This is a genomic window from Bifidobacterium sp. B4081, from assembly GCF_026537335.1.
Classification (GTDB): Bacteria; Actinomycetota; Actinomycetes; order Actinomycetales; family Bifidobacteriaceae; genus Bombiscardovia.
Genome location: NZ_JAFNMM010000001.1, coordinates 659,332 through 683,425 on the forward strand (window position 1 = coordinate 659,332; position 24,094 = coordinate 683,425).

A 24,094-nucleotide genomic window follows, 5' to 3' on the forward strand; every position below is an offset into this window, starting at 1 on the left:
GGGTTCGGTGAACCTGAAGGACACCAACGCCATCGCCTCCGATCGTCGTTTCTCCGATTCCGCCATCCTTCTGCTGGAGGACGGCCAGGTGTATGAGGGAAAGGCCTTCGGGGCACTGGGCAGCACTATCGGTGAGGTCGTATTCGCCACGGGGATGACCGGATACCAGGAGACCCTGACCGATCCCAGTTATGACAGACAGATAGTAGTCCAGACGTTTCCGCACATCGGCAATACCGGTGTCAACGGGGAGGACGGTGAATCATCACGGATCTGGGTGGCCGGATATGTGGTCCGGGAACCCAGTCCCACTTTCAGCAACTGGCGGGCTACAGGCGGTCTCCAAGGGGAGATGATTGACCAAGGCATCGTCGGCATCAGCGGCATAGACACTCGCCGGCTCGTGCGGCACCTGCGTTCAGCGGGCGTCATGCGGGCCGGTATTTTTTCTGGGTCGGCCCTGGACGATGGCAGCATCCAGAGTCTTTTGGATCGAGTCAGACAGGCGCCGACCATGGGCGGCTCCCACCTGACCGGCGAAGTCAGCACAAACTATCCCTACACGGTGGAGCCTTGCGGTCAATATCAGGATAGGGAGCCGCTCTGCACGGTGGCTGCTGTCGATCTGGGCATCAAGGCCATGACCCTTCATCGGCTGGCCGAGCGCGGATGCCGGGTCCACCTGCTGCCCGTGGGCACCACCATGGAGACCATCCGCTCGCTCAATCCAGATGGCGTCTTCTTCTCCAACGGTCCCGGCGACCCCTCTACGGCCGACCATGAGGTGGCCCTCCTGCGCCAGGTGCTTGATGCAAGGCTGCCCTTCTTCGGCATCTGCCTGGGCAACCAGCTACTGGGCCGTGCCCTGGGCTTCGAGACCTACAAGCTGAAATTCGGTCATCGCGGCATCAATCAGCCGGTCATGGATCTCAGCACTGGCAAGGTGGAGATCACTGCCCACAATCACGGGTTCGCAGTCAAGGCGCCCAAGGGTGACCCGGTGCCCTCGCCCTATGGTGAGGGCCGATATGGTCGTGTTCGGGTCTCTCATGTCGATCTCAACGACGGCGTGGTCGAGGGTCTGGAGTGCCTGGATATTCCGGCCTTCTCCGTTCAATATCATCCGGAGGCGGCGGCTGGTCCGCACGATGCCTCCTATCTGTTTGACAGGTTCATCACGTTGATGCAGGACGCCAAGGAAGGGAAGGCACATGCCTAAGCGGCAGGACATCCATTCGGTCATGGTCATCGGCTCTGGGCCCATCGTCATCGGGCAGGCGGCCGAGTTCGATTATTCGGGGACACAGGCCTGCCGGGTGCTGCGCGAAGAGGGGATTCGCGTCATCCTGGTCAATTCCAATCCCGCCACCATCATGACGGATCCCGAGATGGCCGATGCCACCTACATAGAGCCCATCGCTCTGCCTTTCCTTGAGCGGATCATTGCCAAGGAGCGGCCGGATGCGCTGCTGCCCACCCTGGGCGGCCAGACCGCTCTGAACGCTGCCGTGGAGCTGGGCAAGGCCGGCGTGCTGGAGCGCTACGGGGTGGAGCTGATCGGCGCTTCGCTGGAGGCCATCGACAGGGGAGAGGACCGTGAGCTCTTCAAGCAGGTGGTGGACCAGGCCGGCGCCGAGTCAGCCAAGTCCCGCATCGCCCACAGTCTGGATGAGGCCGAGGCAGTTGCCGCCGAACTGGGCTACCCTCTGGTGGTTCGTCCCTCCTTCACCATGGGCGGCCTGGGCTCAGGCATCGCCCACGATCGTGAGGAACTGAGGCGGATCGCCGGTGCTGGCATCCACTATTCGCCCACCGATGAGATCCTTTTGGAGGAGGGCATCGAAGGGTGGAAAGAGTATGAGCTGGAGCTCATGCGCGACCGCCTGGATAATGTGGTTGTGGTCTGCCCCATCGAGAATGTAGACCCGGTAGGCGTGCACACCGGCGACTCCATCACCGTGGCCCCGGTCTTCACCCTGACCGACCGGGAGTATCAGCGGATGCGCGACATCGGTATCGCCATCATCCGCGGCGTGGGGGTGGATACGGGCGGCTGCAACATCCAGTTCGCCGTCAACCCCAAGAACGGCCGGATCATCGTCATCGAAATGAATCCGCGTGTTTCACGGTCTTCGGCTCTGGCTTCCAAGGCCACCGGCTTCCCCATCGCCAAGATCGCAGTCAAGCTGGCCCTGGGATACACCTTGGACGAGATAGAGAACGACATCACCCGCTCAACCCCTGCCTCCTTCGAGCCGACCATCGACTACGTGGTCACCAAGATTCCGCGCTTCACTTTCGAGAAGTTCCCCGGGGCGGACACGACCCTGACCACCTCGATGAAGTCCGTGGGCGAGGCCATGGCTCTGGCTGGCAACTTCCGCGAGTCCCTGGGCAAGGCCATGCGCTCCATCGACAAGCGGCACATGACCTTCTCCTGGGATGGCCCCAGGCCCGACCAGGCCGAGACGGACCAGCTGCTGGAGGCCATGCACACTCCCACAGAGCACCGCTACCTGCAGATTCAGCGAGCCTTCTGGGGCGGAGCCACCGTTGAGCAGGTCCACCAGGCCACCAGGATCGACCCCTGGTTCCTGGAGCAGATCAGCATGATCAATGATCTGGCCCTCCAAGTGCGCCAGTCCGAGGTCCTGGACGAGGACCTGCTGCGCCGGGCCAAGCAATCGGGGCTGAGCGACCTGCAGATTGCCCACCTGCGTGGCATGGGTGACCAGGGCGAGGCAGTCGTCAGGGAACTTCGCTGGGCCTTCGGTCTTCATCCTGTCTACAAGACTGTGGACACCTGTGCAGCTGAGTTCGATGCGGTCACGCCCTACTACTACTCCTGCTACGCCGACGAGTCCGAGCTGCGACCCCGTCAGCGCGAGGCAGTCATCATCCTGGGCTCGGGGCCCAACCGAATCGGTCAGGGGGTCGAGTTCGATTACACCTGCGTGCACGCCGTCCAGGAGCTAGGCAAGGACTATGACACCATCATGGTCAACTGCAATCCCGAGACGGTCTCCACCGACTATGACATGTCGGACAGGCTCTATTTCGAGCCGCTGACCTTCGAGGATGTTCTGGAGATCTACCGGGCTGAGAAGGCCATGGGACCTGTCAAAGGGGTCATCGTCCAGCTGGGCGGTCAGACGCCCTTGTCTCTGGCGGCCAGGCTCAAGGCGGCCGGGGTGCCCATTCTGGGAACCAGTCCCGAGTCCATCGACCTTGCCGAGAACCGCGAACTCTTCGGCCAGGTGCTCAGCAAGGAGCATTTGAACGCTCCACGGTACGGCACTGCTCTTTCCTTGGATGAGGCCAAGGAGGCAGCCCACGCCATCGGTTACCCGGTTCTGGTCAGGCCCTCCTACGTGTTGGGCGGACGAGGCATGGAGATCGTCTACGACGACCAGCAGTTGGCCACCTACGTGGATCGAGCCCTGGATGAAGCCAAGGCCGATACGGTGGTCTCCGGCCGTCTGCCCTCACCCCTGCTGATCGACAAGTTCCTCCAGGACGCCATCGAGATCGACGTGGATGCCCTCTATGACGGGCAGGAGCTCTACATCGGCGGAATCATGGAGCATGTGGAGGAGGCCGGAGTCCACTCCGGCGATGCCGCCTGCACCCTGCCGCCCTCAACCCTCTCCGACGACCAGATCAATCGGTTGCGGCAGGCCACCCTGGCTATAGCCCAAGGGTGCGGGGTCCAGGGGCTGATCAATGTTCAGTATGCCTTCATGGCCAACACCCTCTATGTGATCGAGGCCAATCCCCGCGCATCCCGGACCGTCCCCTTTGCCTCCAAGGCCACGGGTACGGCGCTGGCCAAGGCTGCGGCGCGGATCATGGTGGGGGAGTCCATCGCCCAGCAACGAGCCAATGGTCTGCTCTTGCCTGTCGGCGACGGCGGCATGGTCCGTGTCGGACAGCCCGTGGCGGTCAAGGAGTCCGTCCTGCCCTTTAAGCGCTTCCGTACTCCGGTGGGCCGGACTGTGGACATTCTGCTGGGCCCGGAGATGCGCTCCACTGGAGAGGTCATGGGCTTCGATCGGGACTTTCCCCACGCTTTCGCCAAGAGCCAGCTGGCCGCCCACCAGGGAGGTCTGCCTACCAGCGGGGTCGTTTTCCTGTCGGTCAATGATGCGGACAAGCGCCAGCTGCCCATGCTGGCAGCCCGCCTGTTGGAGCAGGGCTTCAGCATCTGCGCCACCAGTGGCACGGCCTCTGTCCTGCGCCGGTACGGCTTCGATGTGGCCGTTGTCGACAAGATCAGCGATGGTGAGGAGCAGGGTCAGGCTTTTACTGATTCTGACGGAGTAAGGCATATGGGCCGGAATCCTGTCCAGCTTATTGAGGATGGGACCATCGACATGATCCTCAACACGCCCAGCTCCAGGGATTCTCGTTCTGACGGCTATTTGATCCGGGTGGCCGCCATAGCCGCCGATCTGCCGCAGTTCACCACCATCACCGAATTCTCAGCCGCACTGATGGCCATTGACGTGGTCAAAAAGGACGACTACGAGGTCATGAGCATCCAGGAACACGCGGCCCGGCTGCTGGAGCTGGAAAAGGCCAAGTAGGTACGCTATATGATTGATCCATGTTCCGGTCCAGATATGCCGGAGGGTGACTTTTAGGAAAGGAAGTGGCCGTGTCAACGATCAACGGTGCCGACATGTCGATACAGGACTCTTCGGAAGCGCAGACCGGAGGGGCAGGGAAGACTGGCGGCCGGCTGATCGTGCTCACAGGGCCCACGGCCGTAGGCAAGGGCACTGTGGAGGCGGCCCTGCGTCATGCCCACCCAGAGGTCTGGGTCTCCGTCTCGGCCACCACCCGGGCGCCGCGTCCTGGCGAGAAGGACGGCGTCACTTACTGGTTCATGGATGAGCAGGAATTTGCCCGCAGGGAGGCCGCCGGGGACTTTCTGGAAACCGCCCTGGTCCATGGCATGTCCCACTATGGCACCCCGTTACAGCCGGTCCTGGACCATCTGGCAGCAGGGGTGCCCACGATTCTGGAGATCGACCTGCAGGGGGCGCACCGTGTCCGCCAACGGGCGGGGGAGCTGGGCATGGAAGTGTTCTACGTCTTCTTGGCGCCGCCCTCATTTCATGACCTGGTCACCAGGCTGAACATGAGGGGAACCGAAAATGAAGAGCAGCGTGCCCGCAGGCTGGAGACCGCCAAGGTGGAGCTGGCCTCCGAGGATCAGTTCGACCAGGTCATAGTCAACGACAGCGTGGATAAAGCAGCCCAGGCGCTCTGGGAGGTAATCGCCAAGGAATACGAATTTTAAATATTAGGTCTCTTCCGCGAATCAATATGACTTGTATTGCTTTCATATGTAATGTATGATTGCTTCAGAAGAAAGAATAGTTGTTCGGGTCTTGCGCAATGGAGGCGACCATGGTATCCGCCACTGTATTTAACATCCAGCAGTTCAGTTTGAATGACGGGCCCGGCATCCGTACGGTGGTCTTCCTCAAGGGTTGTCCTATGAGGTGCGGCTGGTGCTCCAACCCGGAGAGCCAGATCCGCACGCCTCAATTCGAGTGGGATCCCAAGTCGTGTTCGGGGTGTTTTGCTTGCAATGCTCTGCCTGCGTCCCCGGGATTCGTCAAGACCGACCGGAGCAGAGCTGTGGACGTGCATGCACTGCGATATGACGATTCCGCTGCTCTGGAGGCCACACGCGAGTGCAAGGGACTGAGTCTGGTTGGGAGGACGCGCGATCTGGATGAAGTTGTCGATCAGTGTATGAAAGATCTGCCTTTCTATCGTCAGAGCGGTGGAGGGGTAACGCTTTCAGGCGGCGAACCCTTGGTGTGGGGGCACTTCTGTGTGGCCCTGCTGTCGGCCTTGCAGGATCGGGGCATTGACACCAACATCGAAACCACAGGACATGTACCGGAATCAGTCTTCAGAAGCGCCCTGGATCACCTGGATCACGTCTTCATCGATATGAAACATTGGGACGAACAGGTTCATAAGGAGGGGACTGGGGTTGGTCTGAGTCTGATTGAGCGCAACACCAGTTACGCCCTGCATAGCGGCAAGGATGTCCTGGTTCGAACCCCGGTGATTCCTGACTATAACGATAAGATGAATGATGCCCGGCAGATGGCGTTGCGCCTGCTGAAGCTGGGCGCGGATAGGGTTCAGCTTCTGCCTTTCCATAATTTCGGTGAGTCCAAATATGATCTTCTGCAGCGCGACGATTACAAGTACAGTAATGTACCCAACACTCATCAGGAAGATCTGGAAGACTACCGACAGGTCTATGAGCAGGAAGGTGTGCACGCCTTCTTCTGAAGCTCGCTTGACTTTCACGACGGCTCTCGGCATTCTAGAATGTTCATGACGGGGCGGGTGACCTCTCGACTAAGGACGGGTTCAGGTGGACAATCGTGCCAACGGCATCCTTGAGATGCTCATCGACAGAGAGCGAATGGAGGTCAGCGAGATCGCCAAGGGTATGGGCGTCTCTCAGGTGACCGTACGTAAATATTTGAACGAGCTGGAGAGTCGTGGTCTCATCACCAGAGAGCATGGGTATGCTGCCATCAAAAGCACAGACAATGTCGAAGGTCGCTTGGCTCGTCACTATGAGCAGAAGCTGAGGATTGCGCGTAGGGCTGTCGCCTGTGTGCCTGACGGCGGCACGGTCATCGTGGAGAATGGCAGCTGCTGCGCTCTGCTGGCGGTTGAGCTGGCGCGTACCAAAAAGGACCTGACCATCATCACTAACAGTGCCTTCGTGGCTCACTATATCGGTGATGCCGGCAACTGCCAGATTATTCTGATTGGCGGTATCTATCAGCACAGCGCCCAAGTTCTGGTGGGTCCCATGGTTCCCTTGTGTCTTACTGGCATACAGGTGGATGTGATGTTCATCGGGGCTGATGGGTTTGACCCTGATACCGGGTTCGCCAACCGTGATCAGATGCGGGCTCAGGCTGTCCGTGACATGGCCATGCACGCCGTGCGCATTGTGATTCTTACGGAGAGCGAGAAGTTTGGCCATGGCAGCACGGTCTCGCTGAATCTTCCTCAAAAAAGCACCATGGTTATCACCGATAACAACATTACCGCAGAAGCATCGAAACAGCTGTTGGATCATGGCATCGATCTGGAGACAGTCTGACACGAGAATCTACTGAGACGGTATAAACCATGTATTGAGTGCCCTTCTTGGGCATCTACTGCACCGCTCACCTTTTTCTTTCTTTCCTGCGCGAGTGGCTGATTGACGGTCTTCGCTGTGAGTCGCGCAGCGAAGACCGAATGAGATTCATCAGTGTCCATTATCAATGTGCAAACCATACCTGTGTATCATATGATCTATTTGTCTCTTACGAATAAAAGAAATATACGTTTCAAAATTGCATTTATTGCTAACGTATGATAGTTTTCTAGTGAAATGTGATTTGGAGCACACTGTGGTGTGGATCTAGCGGTTTACAGAAAGACCCGAATCGCGGTGTTCTGGAAGGAAGAAAAATGAACGAAGAACATTTCGGCAAGCTGACACCCCGGATGGAGTCCTTCCGTGATCAGCTCCTCTCGGTGACCCCGAAGGTCGATGTCGAGCGTGCGATGATCACCACTGAGGTATATAAAAAATGTCAGGATCAGCCGCTGGCCATAAAGAGAGCCATCATGCTCAAGCGGGTTTTGGAATCGATGTCTATTTACATCGAGCCGGAAACTCTCATTGCTGGCAATCAGGCCTCGGCCAACCGAGCTGCACCCATCTATCCCGAATATGCTATGGGCTGGGTCATTGATGAGCTGGACCAATTCGACAAGCGTGACGGCGACGTCTTCACCATCACCGAAGAGAACAAGGAGAGGCTGCGTTCCATTGCACCCTTCTGGGAGCATAACACGCTTCAGGATCGTGGACTGGCAGCCTTCCCTCCTCACTCCAAGCTCTTTTATGATTTGGGAATCATCAAGTCTGAGGGCAACATCACCTCTGGCGATGCACACTGCGCCGTCAACTACGCTGTTGTTCTCAGCCATGGCCTCAAGGACTTCAGCCGTCGGGCTCAGGAAAAGCTGGATGAGCTCGATCTGACCGATTACCGGAACATTCACAAGAGCTACTTCTACAGGGCCATCATCATCGTGATTGACGCCATGAAGACTTTTGCTCACCGCTACGCTGAGCTGGCGCTGAAGCAGGCCAGGCAGGCAGCTGACGAGGGCAATGACAAGCGTGCCGAGGAGCTGCGTGGAATGGCGGAAGCCTTGGAGCACGTGCCCTATGAGCCCGCCAGGAATCTGCGTGAAGCAGTTCAGTCGGTCTGGCTGGTGCATCTGGCCCTGCAGATCGAATCCAACGGTCACTCGCTCTCCTATGGGCGCATGGATCAATACCTGGATCCCTTCTATGAGAAGGATCTGAAGGCCGGGCTCATTGATGAGCCCCAGGCTGTCGAACTGATGACCAACCTTTGGCTGAAGACCTACACCATCAACAAGATCCGTCCATGGAGCCACACGCAATTCTCTGCTGGTTCACCCCTGTATCAGAATGTAACAGTGGGCGGCCAGAAGCTGGTGAACGGTCAGCCCCAGGATGCCACCAATCCCATGAGCTGGCTCATTCTCAAGTCCGTTGCTCAGAGCCATCTGACACAGCCCAACCTCACGGTTCGTTATCACGAGAACCTGCCCGATGACTTCATGTCAGAGTGCATTGAGGTGGTTCGTTGCGGTTTCGGCATGCCGGCCTTCAACGATGATGAGATCATCATCCCTAGCTTCATCGACAAGGGTGTTAGCCGCGAGGATGCTTACGAGTATTCGGCCATAGGATGCGTAGAGACCGCTGTTCCTGGTAAGTGGGGATACCGATGCACGGGTATGAGCTTCCTCAACTTCCCCAAGGCTCTGCTGATCGCCATGAATGACGGCGTGGACCCGGCTAGCGGCACCAAGCTAGTCGAAGGGGTCGGTCACTTTAAAAACTTCACCAGTTTCGATCAGGTCGAAGCCTGCTGGGACAAGGTCATTCGCGAGATGTGCAGGCAGTGTGTCATCATTGACGCCACCTGCGACATGGTTCTCGAACATGACACCGCTGATATTCTCTGCTCCGCGTTGACCGATGATTGCATCGAGCGTGGACTGAATATGAAGGAGGGCGGAGCGCACTATGACTTCATCTCCGACCTGCAGGTGGGTATAGCCAACCTGGCCGATTCCTTGGCTGCCGTGAAGAAGATGGTCTTCGAGGAGCACAAGGTCACACCTGCCAGGCTTTGGCAGGCCATGCAGGAGAACTGGGAAGGCGAGGAGAATGAGCGTATTCGCCGACTCATGCAGAGGGCTCCCAAGTACGGCAACGACGACGACTACGTCGACAGCCTGATCCGCAAGGCCTACGACGTGTATATCGACGAAATGAAGAAGTACCACAACACACGGTACGGCCGTGGTCCCATCGGCGGCACCTACAGCGCCGGCACAAGCTCCATCTCAGCCAACGTTCCCCAGGGTGCAGGGACTCTGGCCACCCCCGATGGCCGCAAGAACGGCGAGCCATTGGCCGAAGGCTGCAGTCCCTCTCACTTGGCAGACAAGCATGGTCCTACGGCTGTCTTTAAATCAGTGTCCAAGCTGCCGACTGAGGACATTACTGGCGGGGTCCTGCTCAACCAGAAGATGACGCCGCAGGTGCTGGCCAAGCCGGAGAACCGGGTAAAGCTCTCCCAGGTCACCCGCGCCTTCTTCGACCAGTTGCACGGTTACCACGTGCAGTACAACGTGGTCTCCCGCGACACCCTGCTGGATGCTCAGGCTCACCCTGACAAGCACAGGGACTTGATTGTCAGGGTAGCCGGATACAGCGCCTTCTTTACGGTGCTATCCAAGGCTACACAGGACGACATCATCGAGCGGACTGAGCAGACGTTCTGAACACCATTTAGCCTGCCGGGAAGTCATTCCCGGCAGGCCCTACATAAACAAAGTCCATCTAGATAAGTGAAGGACACTAGTATGAAACTGATCATCGATGATGCCGATACGCAAGCCATCAGAAGGCTGATTGACATCTACCCTATTGACGGGGTCACCACCAATCCCAGCATTCTGGCCAAAGCGGGCAGACTTCCCTTCGAGGTTCTGAAAGAGATACGCTCCATCATTGGTTCGGATTTGGAACTGCATGCACAGGTGGTCGCTACCGACAGTGCCGGCATGGTGGCTGATGCGCACAGGATCGTCGAAGAGCTCGGGCCCAACACCTTCCCCAAGGTTCCCAGCGTACCCCAGGGATTCAAAGCTATGAAGACCCTTGTAGCCGAAGGTGTGAAGGTGACTGCGACGGCTATTTACACGCCTCTGCAAGGTTTTCTGGCCGCCAAGGCCGGAGCCTCCTATGCAGCCCCATACATCAACAGGATTGACAACATGGGCTACAACGGCGTTCAGGCCGCCAAGACCATTCATGACATTTTCCGTGCTAATGATCTTGACTGTGAGGTCCTAGCCGCCAGCTTCAAGAATTCGCAGCAGGTTCTGGAGCTGGCCCAGTACGGCATCGGAGCGGCTACGCTTAGCTCATCCATAATCGATGGCCTCGTGAAGAACCAAGCGATCTCAGCTGCAGTAGAAGTCTTCAACGCTGACTTCCAAGGCTTGGTTGGTGCCGGAAGGACCATGGCCGACTGCTAGCGATGACCGAGTGGAGCGGTCATTTTCTTCTGGGGCATGGCATTAGCGGTATTCATGCCCCCGTCTGCGTATTCTCCTCCTGAATGGTTGGATAACCGGGGCGAGGATGATACGAAGTACTTGTCTGATATGCGAAGTTCGTTATGCAAGGATGCATCATGAAAATTCTTACCGTAGACATTGGTGGCACCACCATCAAATATGCCTACATGCTGGAAGACACCTCAATCGTTTCTCGTAACTCCATGCCTACGCCTCAGCGTGGGCGTGACGAACTGATTGGGGCTCTGACCCAGTTGTTCGAACAAGAGCCGGGTGTGCAGGGGATCGCCATATCCATGCCCGGAATTATCGACAGCAAAAAAGGCTACTGCGCCATGGGCGGTGCCTTGAGATACAACGACGACTTCTATATAAGGCACGCTCTCTTCCGCAATTGTCCTGTGCGCATCGTCATTCAGAACGATGCCAAATGCGCAGCCATGGCCGAATCCCGAGTCGGCAGCCTGCAGGATGTGCAGGATGGCTTCGTCATTATTCTCGGCACAATGATCGGTGGTGGCTTCATCGTCAATCACCAGCTCTACCCCGGACGCCATTTTTCCGCCGGGGAGGTCAGCTATATTATGACTTCTTCCCAGGATCCACCGACCCAGGATGGCGTGTGGGGAAACCAATGCAGTGCCACCGGTTTGTGCAAGACCTATGCCGAGCGCAAGAACCTTGATCTTTCGGATGTAGACGGTGTCGCCTTCTTCAAGGCGGTCGACGAGCAAGACCAGACGGCCTTGGAATGCCTTGATTCCTATGCGCACGATGTGGCGGTACAGATATACAACATTCAGAACATTTGCGATCCTCAACGTTTTGCCATTGGCGGTGGTATATCGGCCCAGCCGGCTCTAATAGAAGCCATCCGAAGCAATCTGGACCGACTCTATGCCACCTGTCCCTATCACGTCTCACGTGCCGAGGTGGCAGCCTGCAAATTCCAGAATGATGCGAATCTGGTAGGAGCGCTCCAATGCTATCTGGAGGATGCCGACGAAGTGGAGTACTTCGGAAAGAATCCCCAGATGAGTGCCAACGGAGAAGTGATGGAGAGCACTGAGCCGGCTCTGGTCAACGATTTCGGCGGCGTATTATGAAAGGGCGGTCCGCCAAAGAACTTCTTGATATCGTCATTGATGGAATATCGGGCATCTTTCTTCCGATAGTCAATCTGCTGTCGACCGTCGGCATTATGAAAGGTGTCCTCGTCATTCTGACGACGACCCATGTGCTGAGCACCAGCGACCAGACCTATCTTGTGCTGGATGCCATGGCCTCCAGTTTGTTTACCTTCCTGCCCATGCTCTTGGCCTACACGTCAGCCAAGAAGTTCGGTGCTGATCCGTTCATCGCTGTGGTTATCGCCGGCATGCTGCTCTATCCCAATCTGGTTGCGGTACAGGAGGTCGGCAAGACCATCAGGTTTCTCGGCATTCCGATCCTGGGTGTCAAGTATGCCTCCAGCGTGATACCCATCATTCTGGCCGTTGGCGTCTTGGTCTATTTGGAACGATGGCTGGATAGGGTGTTGCCCGAAGTGATTAGGGGATTCCTGACGCCTCTGGTCTGCATCTTGGTCATAGGGTTCCTCACCCTCTTTGCCTTTGGTCCCATAGGCAAGATCATTGGTGACGGACTGGCAGCTGGCTATGAATGGGTGTACGCACTCTCACCGGTCATTGCTGGACTTTTGCTGGGGGCCACTGTCCAGCCCATGGTCATTTTCGGATTCCACTGGAGTCTGATTCTCTTAGCCATGAACAACATTGCCGTCAGCGGTCATGATACCGTTCTAGCCATGATGGGTCCGGCGGTCTTCGCGCAGGCAGGAGCTGCGCTGGCCGTGATGTTCAAGAGCCATGACAAGGCATTCAAATCCACTTGTCTGTCAGCTACGGTTTCGGCCCTATTCGGTATCACGGAACCGTCTATGTTTGGAGTCAATCTGCCCAGAAAGAGGCCACTCTTGGCCGTCTGCGTCGGCGGGGGCATAGGCGGCGTCATCGCAGGACTTTCCGGCGTACAGGCCACGGCTTTCGCCTTTCCCAGTCTGGCTGCCTTGCCCATATTCTTCGGTCATGGGTTCGTTGTCTACTTGGGCGCCTGCCTGGCAGGTATGCTCGTGGCCTTCCTCCTGACTATGGTGCTTAAATTCCGAGTCGACAATCTAGAAGAAACTGTGGAGGCGGAACCGTCTTCATCCGAAGTTTCGGAAACTGTGCCTGCCAAGACGACCGTACTCGTCTGAGTGATGCATCTCTTTATAATGAATGCCCGGGCATCGATTGGTGATTCGATGACCGGGCATTATGGTCAGTCTTGCTGCTGGGCTCAGCCTCTATCGGTCCAGACCCGACAGTCGGTTGATCAGATCCGGGTCGCGGGTGGCGCCCTTGTCTGCCGAGCGGGCGAAGGCGGCGTAGGCCTTCAGCGCCAGAGAGACCTTGCGGTCCCTGTGAGCCATGTATCCCTCGCCGGCCTCCAGTTCTGCGCGTCGCCGGGCGAGTTCCTGATCGCTCAGTTCAACGTCTACACGCCGGTTGGGGATGTCGATGCAGATCATGTCGCCGTTGCGTATCAGAGCGATGGGGCCCTTGTTGGCTGCTTCAGGAGCGATATGGCCGATTGCCAGGCCCGATGAGCCGCCTGAATAGCGGCCGTCGGTCAGCAGGGCCACGTCCTTGCCGATGCCCTTGCCCTTGACGAATGAAGTAGGGTAGAGCATCTCCTGCATGCCAGGGCCACCCTTGGGTCCCTCGTAACGGATGACCAGGGCCTGACCCTTGTGCAGAGTGCCGTTGAGGATGACCTCCACGGCCTGCTCCTGCGATTCGACCACCAGGGCCGGTCCGCGGAAGTTCCAGATTTCCTTGGGCACGCCTGCGGTCTTGACAACGCAGCCATCGGGGGCCAGATTGCCGCGAAGTATGGCCAGGCCGCCTTCGGAGACAGCAGGATGATCCAGGTCGTGGATGGCGCCGTTGACACGGTCGGTGTCCAGGTCCTCCCACTCCTTGGACTGGTTGAAGGGCTCGGGGGAGGTGATGCGCCCGGGCGCTGCGTGGTAGAGCTCCTTGGCCTGGTCCAAGCAGGTGGGGCGCATGATGTCCCAGTCGTTGAGCTTGGACTCAAGGTCCGGGTAATCGATGGAATGCGTATCCTGGTGAAGGACCCCGCCGCGGTCCAGCTCGCCCAGGATGCCGCAGATGCCACCGGCCCGGTGGACGTCGGATATCTCCCAGTCTCCGGAGGGAGAGGCCTTGCAGATGCAGGGAACCGTGTGGGAGATGCGCTCGATGTCGTCCAGGGTGAAACCCACATCCGCCGACTGCGCGGCAGCAAGGATATGCAGGACGGTGTTGGTTGACCCGCCCATGGCCACATCCATGGTCATGGCGTTTTCGAAGGCCTTCTTGGTGGCGATGGACCGTGGCAGGACCGAGTCGTCGTCATCCCGGTAGTACCGGTTGGCAATCTCGACGACCAGCTTGCCGGCTCGCTCGAAGAGCATCTTTCGAGCTGTGTGCGAGGCCAGGGTGGTGCCGTTGCCGGGCAGGGCCAGCCCCATGGCCTCAGTCAGGCAGTTCATGGAGTTGGCGGTGAACATGCCGGCGCAGGATCCGCAGGTGGGGCAGACCGTCTTCTCCAGTGCCAGCAGACTTGCATCGTCGATGTTGTCGTCCGCCGAAGCATACATGACGTCGATCAGATCGGTGCTTTCATGGACTGTTCCATCGGGCATGACTGTACGCCCAGCCTCCATGGGGCCGCCGGAGACGAAGACCGTGGGAATGTTCAGACGCAGGGCTGCCATGAGCATACCGGGGGTGATCTTGTCACAGTTGGAAATGCAGATCAGGGCATCAGCGCAGTGGGCGTTGACCGAGTACTCCACAGCGTCCGCTATCAGGTCACGGCTGGGCAGGGAATAGAGCATGCCCGTATGGCCCATGGCGATGCCGTCATCTACGGCGATGGTGTTGAACTCGCGGGGGATACCGCCCGCTTCCTTGACAGCCTTGGAGACCAGGCGCCCCACCTTATTCAGATGGACGTGGCCGGGTACGAATTCAGAGAAGGAATTGGCGATGGCCACGATGGGCTTACCGAAGTCTTCGCCCTTGACGCCAGCGGCACGATAGAGAGCACGGGCGCCTGCGAACTCTCGTTCCTTCATCAACTTGGCTGATCGCATCTGCATAGTTTTATTCAAGTGATCACGGGCATCAACGGTTTGAACATGACCACATGTTGGAATTTCCGGCTTGTTTGCGCTGCTTTTCCCGGCAGAGAAGCATCCCAGGATAAAATCGAGCCCGGGCGGTAAAATTATACAGATTGAATGAATGGTTCATCCAGTTGAATTGGAGAAACATCTTATGGCATTCGGTACCGAGCCCCATCCGCAGGGATTTGCGAATCCTCCCATCGACGACCTCATGAAGCACGCCGATTCGAAGTATGCGCTCTCTATATTCGCAGCCAAGCGGGCCCGTCAGATCAATTCCTATTTCACGCAACTCAATGAGGGCCTGCTGCAGAACGTCGGCCCGCTGGTCGAGTACCAGAACCAGGAGAAGCCTCTGTCCATAGCCTTCCGTGAAATCAACGAGGGCCTGCTTGAGGAGACCCTGGGCGAGGACGATCTGAGCGAAGGCAACTGAGTCTTCGACTCCCGGTGCAAGGTCCCCGAGCGGTGACGGTTTCTAGACAAAGGTGAATGAAATGACAGAGCGACGGCTGATTTCGGCTGAATCGGTGACCGAGGGGCATCCAGACAAGGTTTGCGACCAGATTTCCGATGCCATCCTGGACGATCTGATCGCCCAGGATCCGCACTCGCATGTGGCTGTGGAGACCTCGGCGGCCACTGGACTCTTCTTCGTTTTCGGAGAGGTGTCGTCCCAGGGCTACACGGACATCCAGTCCCAGGTCCGGTCGGTACTGCGGAGGATCGGCTACACATCGTCTGAAATTGGACTGGACGCGGATTCCTGCGGCGTGACCGTGGCCCTGAGCGAGCAGAGCAAGGAAATCAACCAGGGTGTGGAACGGCTGTCGGCCAGCCAGGAGAGCGCCGCCACCCGCGAGGAGCGTTACCAGTCCCAGGGGGCCGGCGACCAGGGGGTCATGTTCGGGTACGCCTGCGATGAGACCGATTCACTCATGCCCCTGCCCATTTATCTGGCCCACCAGCTGGCCTTCCGGCTGGCTCAGGTGCGCAAGGAGGGGATCATCCCCCACCTGCGGCCCGATGGGAAGACCCAGGTCACCATCGAATACGATCAAGATGACCGGCCCCGCCGGGTGGATACGGTCCTCATCTCCACCCAGCACGATCCAGAGGTTGGGCATGACTGGCTGCAGGAGCAGTTGACGGAGCATGTCATCACGCCCGTGCTGGATCGTGTCTGCGGTCAGGCTGTGGAGCACCAGGGCTACCGTGTGCTGGTCAATCCTACCGGTTCCTTTATTTTGGGCGGCCCTGCGGCTGACGCAGGACTGACCGGTCGCAAGATCATTGTGGACACCTATGGCGGGGCGGCGCATCATGGAGGCGGCGCCTTCTCCGGCAAGGATCCCAGCAAGGTCGACCGGTCTGCTGCCTACGCAGCGCGTTGGGTGGCCAAGAACATTGTGGCTGCTGGTCTGGCACACAAGGTCGAGGTCCAGGTGGCCTATGCCATTGGTGTGGCCGATCCGGTCAGCGTCAACGTGGAGACCTACGGCACCGAGCAGGGAGTCACCCGAGAACATATTCAGGAGGCTGTGCGCGAGGTCTTCGACCTGCGGCCGGCAGCCATCATTGATGAGCTGGATCTGTTGAGGCCCATTTACGCCAAGACTGCAGCCTACGGGCACTTCGGCCGGGAGGATCCCGACTTCACCTGGGAGCAGGTGGACAAGGTGGGCGAGCTCAAGGCCGCCATCGGCATGACCAGGTAGTAGCTGTTCATCAAGAGCCACGGCGGATTCCCAGGTCATCGACTGGGGAATCCGCCGTGGCTCTCTTAATTGTGAAAGCGAGGGGAGAAGCCATGGATTCGCAGGATGTTAGTCAGCCCGCCCTGGATGGTCTTGCCCCACGCCGTCGTTCGAACAGCAGTCGAAAGAAACCTCCGCGCCGACCGGCTCATGAACTCCCTGTGGCACGGGTGGTGCTGGATGTGCAGGCCACTCATCTGGGCGGGACCTTCGATTATTTGGTGGATGCCGACCAGGACGATCATGCACAGCCGGGATGTCTGGTTCGCGTCCGGTTCGGGGCGCGCAGGGTTAACGGCATCATCTGGGAACGCGCGGCAGACAGCCAGGTTCCCCGCGCCTCCCTGCGTTTCTTGGAGCGGGTGGTGCTGGATCGCAGCCTGATCTCATCTTCCCTGCGCGTGGACATCACTGCCATCGCCAGGGCCTATGGGGGTACTGAGGCCAATATTCTGCGGCTGGCCCTGCCCCCTCGCGTGGCCCGCATCGACAAGGAGCAGCAGCTGGTTCCCGGTCAGCCCCGGCTGGCGTCTGATCTCGCCTGGGTGGCCGGGCTGGCCCAGCGGCTGAGGGATCTGAAACAGAAGCTTGATCCGGGCTATCAGGGACTGGAGAAACTGGATCAGTCACTGGAAGAGGATACGTTCACCGCCTATCTGACCGACATTTTGCCCGGTATGGACCAGGCCGCCCTGCTGGCTGCCAGGGTGCTGATAGGGGCCCTGCTGGCCGGCCGATCGGCGGTTATGGTGCTGCCGGGCAGCCGCCAGGTGTCCCACCTGTCCGCAGTCCTTCAGCAGCTGGGGTTACGTCCCTTTGGCCCCTCTGTTGCCGCTGGTCCTGGCAAACAGGAGGCTCACGGCTGGTCCGGCGATTTCGCCATTCTGGACAGCGGCATGGCTCCTGCCGAGCGTTACAGGGCCTACCTTGCCCTAGCTTCAGGTCAGGTCCGCTGCGCCATCGGGCTGCGGGCTGCCATGTACGCCCCGGTTGAGGGGCCCGCCCTCTTCGCCCTGATGGACGATGCCAGCTACCAGTACGCCGATGGGATGATGCCCTATGCCAATGCCCGTGGAGTGTTGAGGTTGCGGGCGCGTGCACACGGCGGCGTATTCCTGGCCATGGCCCGTGCCAGAAGCGTGCGCTCCCACTGGGAGAGTCTGCCCGAGGCCACCGAGGCGGACTCCGGTGTGACCGGTCCAGGCACCGCTTTGACGCTTGACCGGCCTACGGTGACGACCCTGCAGCCCTGGATTCGCTGGCTGAACCGGGAGGAACTGAGCCATCTGGCCGACCCGACCATGGGCGCCCGGGTTCCACATACCGCCGTCGTGGTTATTGACAAAGCCTTGGAGCGTGGTCCGGTTCTGCTGTCCATCCCTCAGGACGGCATCTTCGAAAGCCTGAGTTGCGCTCGCTGCCATCATCAGGCTCGCTGCCCGCGTTGCACCGGACCCCTGCGGGCGAGGCGGCCTGGTGCGCCTCGATGCGCCTGGTGCGGGGCTGCGGCTACGGACTGGTCCTGTCCGGATTGCGGGGGTTCGCGGCTTCGGGTGGTCAGGGTAGGTGCCGCCGGGACGGCCCAGGAGCTGCGCATGCTCTTCAGAAATGTGCCCATTGTCATCTCTTCGCCCAGCCAGCCTCGCGGGGTGGTCGAACGCATACAGGATCGTCCCAGCTTGGTCATCGCCACCCCGGGTGCCGAGCCTAGAGTGGTCGCTTCGAGTGTTGAAGGCAGCAATACAGACACAGGTGATTCGGACCTGCCCCGGCTGTCGCGAGGATACCGGGCCGTGGCCATTCTGGATGCCTGGACCAGTCTGTATGCCCCTGGCGTCGATGCACGTATGGACACCCTGGGAGCCTGGATGCGCGTGGCCTCCTTTTGTCGCCCCCGGGCCCAGGGAGGTCAGGTGCTCCTGTTGGGGGAGTGCGATCCCCAGCTGGCCCAGGCGCTGATGACCTGGCAGGGGCCGGTGTTGGCCGCCGCCGATCTGGCGGACCGTCGGTTGACTGCCATGCCCCCTGCGGTCGGCATGGCTGCGATATGGGGCGAAAGGGAGGCCGTCACTTGGATGCTGGATGCCGTTGGGATTACGCCGGAGCAGGAGGCTATGACAGATGCCGGTCCTGAGCCGGTCCCTGCCCTGCTTGGCCCTGTGCCCATACCGGCGCCTTCCACGCTGAAAGCCGGCTACCTGGAGGGAACTCAGGATAGGGTCCAAGCCCTGGTTCGGGTACCCACCAGTTCCAGGGATAAGCTGGCTGACGATCTCAAGCAGGCTCAAGCCAGGTACGTGGCCGGTCGCGGGCGAGGGGAGTTGCGCTTCCGGATGGATCCCAAGGATCTGACCTGATTGTCGCCCCAGGCGAATCTCTACAGGGTCTATGCGGCGTGGTTTCATGAGGGGGCGCAGGCAGAGGCGCGAATGAACGAATTCAGGAAAGGCGGAGAGGCATGAAGGGATGGCCGGGCGAGATTCGGGTTGAGGCAGATGTGATCCAGGCCGAGCAGGCGGCGGCTCAGGCCCAGGGTCAGCCCATCGAGCAGGTCATCTTCGACTTCGGCAACGTCTTGATTCGTTGGCAGCCCGAGATGGCCATGGTGGCCAGGTACGGGCGCAAGAGCATCGAAGCCATGCTGGACGACAGCCGTTCCGGTTTCTACCGGGCCAACAACATGATGGATGGCGGAGCCACCTGCGCCCAGGCCCGTGACTGGGTGGCCGCCAACTGCGGGGCCCCTTGGGATGCCATGTTCGCCTACTACTGTGATCATTTCGTCGATTCACTGACCGGACCTGTACCAGGGGCACGTATGCTGGTGGAGGATCTCAAGGCGGCAGGCCTGGGTGTCTGGGGGCTGACCAACTGGGGTGCCGAACTCTTCCATCACGCCTGGGACGGAGACTCCTTCCTGCATAGGCTGGACGGGGTGGTGGTCTCCGGGCCCATTCACATGCGTAAGCCCGACCCGGCCATCTACCGGTACGCCCTGGACCAGTTCAGAATCCAGGCTGATAGGACCCTCTTCGTGGATGACAAGGGTATGAATGTAGTTGGTGCCAACAAGGCCGGCATCCGCAGCCTGCGATTCAGCGACCCCTACGGGCTGCGCACTGCCTTGATTGAGGCAGGGGTGAACATTCCTCAGGTGCAGTGAACGTGCAGAGTTCCGAAGCCGTCAGATGAAAAGGAGATAGACGATATGGTCATGACATTGCTGTTTGCGGGCACACCCCAGGTCGCCTTGCCGTCTCTGAGATTGCTGGCGGCCGACCAGGAGCATTTCCGGGTTGCCGCCGTGCTCACCAGACCCGACGCACCCCAGGGGCGTGGAAGGCATCTGCAGCCCAGTCCGGTCAAGGCTGAGGCCATCAAGCTGGGGATTCCCGTTCTTGAGGACAACCCGTCCGATCCGGGTTTTCCGGCGCGGCTGAAGGATACGGGTGCCAACTGTGCGGCTGTCGTGGCCTACGGACGGATCCTGCGCCAGCCGGTCCTGGACGCCTTTGAGGGGGGCTGGTACAACCTACACTTTTCCCTGCTGCCGCAGTGGCGTGGAGCAGCCCCAGTACAGCGGGCCATCTGGGCCGGGGATACCATCACTGGCGCCACGGTCTTCCGGCTCACGGCTGGCATGGATGAAGGCCCTATCCTGGCACAGTCTACGGTGGAGATCGGGTCGCACGAGACCTCGGGCGAGCTGCTGGATCGCCTGGCTGAGGACGGATCCCACCTGCTGGCTGCCAGTCTTGAGGCCCTTGCGGAGGGTCGGATTCAACCCAAGGAGCAGATGCGGGGCGCCTATCAGGTGGCCGCCAAAATCACCCATCAGGATGCCCACATGCGTTTCGATGTGCCCGTCTTTGCTCTGGATCGGCAGGTTCGCGCCTGCAGCCCGGAACCGGGAGCCTGGTGTCTGTACCGGCGGGGCGACGATCCGCAGGACGAGCAGACAGGACTGACCGTGCTCAGGGCGGCACCGGCCCGAGGGGATGAGCCCGGTCTTCCGGGGCACCTGGAGCCGGGTCGGCTGGCCAGGGACCGTCATCACCTCTGGGTGGGCACCAAGACCCTGCCCCTGGAGCTGCAGATGGTCAAGGCTGCCGGCAAACGCGCCATGAAGGCCATGGACTGGGCCCGTGGAGCTCGTTTGGAAGACGGGGCCCACTGCAGCTGAGTCCCTTCCCGGCTGGCTGTCCAAGCCGTGCGGGGATTCCAGGGGCGAACGATGGAGGGAAGAGGGTAGTCATGCAGTCCGATGATGTTGAGCAAGCTGACGATGCCAATGACCAGGACCAGGACGGGGAACGGCGCAACCGGGCCTTGGCTGCCGCGCTGACCAGGGCTGCCAAGGAACTGTCCAAGGCCAAGAGCCAGTTGGCCCAGCTGGGCCAACCGCCCTTGACCGTCGCCCTGGCCTTGGGCGTGGATTCCGTAGCCTATGACAGCCAGGGGGTGCAGCAGGCCCGTCTGCTGATCCTGAACGGTTCCAGACGGATGGTCGTCCCCCTGGCGCCTGATATCCACGCCGAGCGGATCCGGGCCGGCCAGGAGGTTCTGCTCAACGCCGATATGGTGGTGGTGCGTGTGGGCGATCAGCCGGTGACCGGGCAGGTCCGCACGCTGCGGGAGACCTTGGAATCCGGTGCCCTGTTGGTGGAAGACCCCTCCGGTCAGACCCGCGTAGCCGCGCGTGCGGGCTCTCTACAGGACCAGCCCATCGAGGCGGGTAGCGCCTTGCTCATGGACGAAAGCTGTTCGATGGCCCTGGCTGTGCTGCCTGAGTCGGATCAGGCCGACATGCTCCTGGAGGAGACTCCTGACGTGGACTTCTCTGATATTGGCGGCCTGGACAGGCAGATCGAGCGGATCCGGGATGCGGTCCAGCTGCCCTTCCAGCATGCTGATCTCATGCGTCGTTATGGGCTTCAGGCCCCCAAGGGTGTCCTGCTCTACGGTCCGCCCGGCAATGGCAAGACCATGATCGCCAAGGCTCTGGCCCGTGCCCTGGCCCAGGAGAGCGACGGTCATGGGGTCTTCCTGTCAGTTAAGGGTCCTGAGGTGCTCAACAAGTTCGTGGGCGAGTCCGAACGGCTGATTCGCCGCCTCTTCGCCCGGGCCCGCAACCTGGCAGGCCAGGGTGGACCGGTGGTGGTCTTCATCGACGAGATGGATGCCCTGTTGCGAACCCGAGGTTCTGGTATCTCGTCGGATGTGGAGACCACCATCGTCCCCCAGTTCCTGACCGAGCTGGACGGTGTCGAATCCCTGGACCAGGTCATGGTCATCGGCGCCTCCAACCGCATTGACATGATCGACCCGGCGGTTCTGCGCCCTGGACGGCTGGATGTCAAGATCCGCATCGATCGGCCCGACAGAACCAGGTCAGCCGCCATTCTGGGCAAATATCTGGGCTCCGATATGCCCATGGAGGATGATGGTGGGCCGGAGGAGCTGATCCAGGTGCTGGTCGACGGACTCTTCGCTCGGGATGATGACCACCTGCTGGGCAGAATCATGGATGCCAGGGGCCGCTGGCAGCCCCTCTACCTAGAGTCAGTGGTCTCCGGCGCCATGCTGCATAACCTGGTTGATCGGGTCAAGACCATGGCGGTCAAGGCCTCCATCGAACAGGGTCGGCAGGTGGGTCTTGACCGCGGGTTCTGCGCAAGGGCGGTCCGTGGGCAGTATGAGGACACGCTGGAGGAGCTCAGTGGGCAGGATCCGGACCGCTGGGCCGATCTGGCAGGACTGCGCCCAGGGCAGGTTCAGGAGGTTCGCCCAGTTGACGGGCCAGGGGAGCGATCATGAATGCCGAGCGGGTCATGGGTACCGAGACGGAGTACGCCATAGCCGACCCCCAGGATCCCGGCGCCGATCCACGTACCCTGGCCCTGCGTCTGGTAAGGGCCGCCGCCCAGCCGGCCTTGGCGCATATCCGCTGGGACTATGGGCAAGAGGATCCGGTCAATGATGCCAGGGGAGGTCGGCTGCCGCGTTCCGCCGCCGCTCCGAGCATGCTCACTGACGCGCCCGGCGCCCGGCTGATTGATGTGGCAGCTCCCAATGGCGCTCGCATTTACGTGGATCATGCCCACCCGGAGTATGCCTCGGCGGAAACAGTGAATGCCTTCGATGCGTTGGTCCAGGACCGTGCGGGTGATCGGATGATGGCCCAGGCCGCAAAAAGGGCCGGAGGTCTGACTCTCTACAAGAACAACGTAGACGGCAAGGGTGCCGCCTGGGGATCCCATGAAAACTATCTGATGGATAGGGCGGTGCCCTTCGCCAGGGTGGCGGCTCTGATGACCATTCATTTCGTCACCCGGCAGATCTACACCGGCTCGGGCAGGGTGGGTCTGGGGCCCAGGAGCGAAGAGTCTGGCTTCCAGCTCAGCCAGCGCGCCGACTATCTGACCAGCCGCATTGGACTGCAGACCACCTTCGGGCGGCCGATCATCAATACCCGGGACGAGTCACATGCCGGGCCGGGCAGTCGCCGCCTCCATGTGATTGTGGGCGATGCCAACCGGCTGGATGCGCCCCTGGTCCTCAAGCTGGGAACGACCGATCTGCTGCTGGGCCTCTTGGAGTCCGAGGGTGGTTCGACCAGTCAAGTCGATGAGCTGTTGGATCGCTGGACGCTGGATGATCCGGTGTCGGCCCTGCACACGGTTTCGCGAGATGTCACCCTGACCAAGCCGCTGGCCCTGGCAAACGGAGGGTTCGCCGATGCGCTGACCATCCAAAGAGCATTGCTGGATGCGGCCCGCCAGACCAGACGGGATGTCAACAGGCCTGGATGTGCCGATGATCGGGTTCTGAGCCTCTGGGATCAGGTGCTCGAAGATCTGGCCGCAGTGCGTTCGGGCGACGAGGAGGCCCGTTTGGCTATGCACGACCAGGCAGGCAGGTTGGAATGGCTGCTCAAATGGCAGCTCCTGGAGCGTCTGCGTCGTCGTCGTTCCATATCCGACTGGTTGGATCCCCGTCTGGCGGCCCTGGATTTGGCCTGGGCACGGGTGGATCCCGGCCGTGACCTGCCTTGGCGACTGAGAGGATCCGCCCTGCAACTGGCCGATCCCGATCAGATCACCATAGCCATGGACCAGGGGCCGGAGCAGACTCGCGCCTGGTACCGTTCCCGGCTGCTACATCGCTGCCCTGATGCGGTCAGGGCTGTCTCCTGGAGTCGTGTCATTCTTGAGAGCCAGGGCCCGGAGGGAGAGCCTAGGACCAGGGTGGTGGATCTGTCCGATCCGCTGAGTCACACACGGTCTTCCTACCGGGATGGCCGCGACATATACTGCAGGTAGCGCAGAAAATAGTCCGATATCCGACAGGACGACCACCGGTG

Annotated in this window: 17 protein-coding genes; 16 read left to right on the top strand and 1 reads right to left on the bottom strand. The window is 60.1% G+C overall.

All coding sequences use genetic code 11. The features are described 5' to 3' along the window. The first annotated feature begins 7 nt into the window (after positions 1 to 7). The 9 genes from carA to J3T92_RS03020 all read left to right on the top strand — a co-directional run bounded on the left by carA (position 8) and on the right by J3T92_RS03020 (position 12,994). Entirely contained in the window at positions 8 to 1,219 is a 1,212-nt protein-coding gene (gene carA, locus J3T92_RS02980; protein ID WP_267399658.1) for a glutamine-hydrolyzing carbamoyl-phosphate synthase small subunit, read from the top strand. Continuing rightward, positions 1,212 to 4,586, top strand: coding sequence for a carbamoyl-phosphate synthase large subunit (carB, locus tag J3T92_RS02985; RefSeq protein WP_267399659.1), 3,375 nt, complete (start codon positions 1,212 to 1,214; stop codon positions 4,584 to 4,586). Before carA ends, carB begins: the two co-directional genes overlap by 8 nt. 95 nt (positions 4,587 to 4,681) lie before the next feature. After that, the gene (gene gmk, locus J3T92_RS02990; protein WP_267400239.1) at positions 4,682 to 5,305 is read left to right on the top strand and encodes a guanylate kinase; all 624 of its coding nucleotides are present in this window, start codon (positions 4,682 to 4,684) and stop codon (positions 5,303 to 5,305) included. 110 nt (positions 5,306 to 5,415) lie between these two features. Further along, positions 5,416 to 6,321 carry a glycyl-radical enzyme activating protein gene (locus tag J3T92_RS02995; protein WP_220236080.1) on the top strand — a complete coding sequence of 302 codons (906 nt, stop codon included), beginning with the start codon at positions 5,416 to 5,418 and terminating at the stop codon, positions 6,319 to 6,321. 85 nt (positions 6,322 to 6,406) lie between these two features. Further along, positions 6,407 to 7,153, top strand: coding sequence for a DeoR/GlpR family DNA-binding transcription regulator (locus tag J3T92_RS03000; protein ID WP_267399660.1), 747 nt, complete (start codon positions 6,407 to 6,409; stop codon positions 7,151 to 7,153). Between the two features lie 356 nt (positions 7,154 to 7,509). Further along, positions 7,510 to 9,936: a glycyl radical protein gene (locus J3T92_RS03005; RefSeq protein ID WP_267399661.1), complete on the top strand. Its 2,427-nt coding sequence runs from the start codon at positions 7,510 to 7,512 to the stop codon at positions 9,934 to 9,936. Between the two features lie 81 nt (positions 9,937 to 10,017). Next, the gene (locus J3T92_RS03010; protein ID WP_267399662.1) at positions 10,018 to 10,695 is read left to right on the top strand and encodes a transaldolase family protein; all 678 of its coding nucleotides are present in this window, start codon (positions 10,018 to 10,020) and stop codon (positions 10,693 to 10,695) included. A 143-nt stretch (positions 10,696 to 10,838) separates the two neighbouring features. Continuing rightward, entirely contained in the window at positions 10,839 to 11,843 is a 1,005-nt protein-coding gene (locus J3T92_RS03015) for an ROK family protein (protein ID WP_267399663.1), read from the top strand. Further along, positions 11,840 to 12,994 (top strand): PTS transporter subunit EIIC, encoded by a 1,155-nt coding sequence (locus J3T92_RS03020; protein ID WP_267399664.1) that lies wholly within the window; start codon positions 11,840 to 11,842, stop codon positions 12,992 to 12,994. Before J3T92_RS03015 ends, J3T92_RS03020 begins: the two co-directional genes overlap by 4 nt. 90 nt (positions 12,995 to 13,084) lie before the next feature. Here J3T92_RS03020 and ilvD read toward each other — a convergent pair whose 3' ends face one another. Next, the gene (gene ilvD / locus J3T92_RS03025) at positions 13,085 to 14,947 is read right to left on the bottom strand and encodes a dihydroxy-acid dehydratase (RefSeq protein ID WP_220236074.1); all 1,863 of its coding nucleotides are present in this window, start codon (positions 14,945 to 14,947) and stop codon (positions 13,085 to 13,087) included. A 178-nt stretch (positions 14,948 to 15,125) separates the two neighbouring features. On the opposite strand from ilvD, the gene rpoZ reads away from it, so the two are divergent. The 7 genes from rpoZ to dop all read left to right on the top strand — a co-directional run bounded on the left by rpoZ (position 15,126) and on the right by dop (position 24,053). Then, positions 15,126 to 15,410, top strand: coding sequence for a DNA-directed RNA polymerase subunit omega (gene rpoZ / locus J3T92_RS03030; protein ID WP_015022131.1), 285 nt, complete (start codon positions 15,126 to 15,128; stop codon positions 15,408 to 15,410). Between the two features lie 61 nt (positions 15,411 to 15,471). Continuing rightward, the gene (gene metK / locus J3T92_RS03035; protein ID WP_267399665.1) at positions 15,472 to 16,692 is read left to right on the top strand and encodes a methionine adenosyltransferase; all 1,221 of its coding nucleotides are present in this window, start codon (positions 15,472 to 15,474) and stop codon (positions 16,690 to 16,692) included. Between the two features lie 92 nt (positions 16,693 to 16,784). Next, positions 16,785 to 19,088 (top strand): primosomal protein N', encoded by a 2,304-nt coding sequence (locus J3T92_RS03040; protein ID WP_267399666.1) that lies wholly within the window; start codon positions 16,785 to 16,787, stop codon positions 19,086 to 19,088. Between the two features lie 101 nt (positions 19,089 to 19,189). Next, positions 19,190 to 19,894, top strand: coding sequence for an HAD family hydrolase (locus J3T92_RS03045; protein ID WP_267399667.1), 705 nt, complete (start codon positions 19,190 to 19,192; stop codon positions 19,892 to 19,894). Positions 19,895 to 19,939: 45 nt separating this feature from the next. After that, positions 19,940 to 20,914, top strand: a complete 975-nt coding sequence (gene fmt / locus J3T92_RS03050; RefSeq protein WP_267399668.1) for a methionyl-tRNA formyltransferase — start codon at positions 19,940 to 19,942, stop codon at positions 20,912 to 20,914. 71 nt (positions 20,915 to 20,985) lie between these two features. Then, positions 20,986 to 22,548: a proteasome ATPase gene (arc, locus tag J3T92_RS03055; RefSeq protein WP_267399669.1), complete on the top strand. Its 1,563-nt coding sequence runs from the start codon at positions 20,986 to 20,988 to the stop codon at positions 22,546 to 22,548. Next, positions 22,545 to 24,053 (top strand): depupylase/deamidase Dop, encoded by a 1,509-nt coding sequence (dop, locus tag J3T92_RS03060; protein WP_267399670.1) that lies wholly within the window; start codon positions 22,545 to 22,547, stop codon positions 24,051 to 24,053. Before arc ends, dop begins: the two co-directional genes overlap by 4 nt. Positions 24,054 to 24,094: the final 41 nt, after the last annotated feature.

Bases quoted from the DNA above. Each gene is read 5' to 3' on its own strand.
- arc (WP_267399669.1), top strand. From the start codon at position 20,986: ATGCAGTCCGATGATGTTGAGCAAGCTGACGATGCCAATGACCAGGAC.
- fmt (WP_267399668.1), top strand. From the start codon at position 19,940: ATGGTCATGACATTGCTGTTTGCGGGCACACCCCAGGTCGCCTTGCCG.
- J3T92_RS03045 (WP_267399667.1), top strand. From the start codon at position 19,190: ATGAAGGGATGGCCGGGCGAGATTCGGGTTGAGGCAGATGTGATCCAG.
- carB (WP_267399659.1), top strand. From the start codon at position 1,212: ATGCCTAAGCGGCAGGACATCCATTCGGTCATGGTCATCGGCTCTGGG.
- J3T92_RS02995 (WP_220236080.1), top strand. From the start codon at position 5,416: ATGGTATCCGCCACTGTATTTAACATCCAGCAGTTCAGTTTGAATGAC.
- dop (WP_267399670.1), top strand. From the start codon at position 22,545: ATGAATGCCGAGCGGGTCATGGGTACCGAGACGGAGTACGCCATAGCC.
- J3T92_RS03020 (WP_267399664.1), top strand. From the start codon at position 11,840: ATGAAAGGGCGGTCCGCCAAAGAACTTCTTGATATCGTCATTGATGGA.
- J3T92_RS03040 (WP_267399666.1), top strand. From the start codon at position 16,785: ATGGATTCGCAGGATGTTAGTCAGCCCGCCCTGGATGGTCTTGCCCCA.
- ilvD (WP_220236074.1), bottom strand. From the start codon at position 14,947: ATGCAGATGCGATCAGCCAAGTTGATGAAGGAACGAGAGTTCGCAGGC.
- metK (WP_267399665.1), top strand. From the start codon at position 15,472: ATGACAGAGCGACGGCTGATTTCGGCTGAATCGGTGACCGAGGGGCAT.
- J3T92_RS03010 (WP_267399662.1), top strand. From the start codon at position 10,018: ATGAAACTGATCATCGATGATGCCGATACGCAAGCCATCAGAAGGCTG.
- J3T92_RS03015 (WP_267399663.1), top strand. From the start codon at position 10,839: ATGCAAGGATGCATCATGAAAATTCTTACCGTAGACATTGGTGGCACC.
- rpoZ (WP_015022131.1), top strand. From the start codon at position 15,126: ATGGCATTCGGTACCGAGCCCCATCCGCAGGGATTTGCGAATCCTCCC.
- gmk (WP_267400239.1), top strand. From the start codon at position 4,682: ATGTCGATACAGGACTCTTCGGAAGCGCAGACCGGAGGGGCAGGGAAG.
- J3T92_RS03005 (WP_267399661.1), top strand. From the start codon at position 7,510: ATGAACGAAGAACATTTCGGCAAGCTGACACCCCGGATGGAGTCCTTC.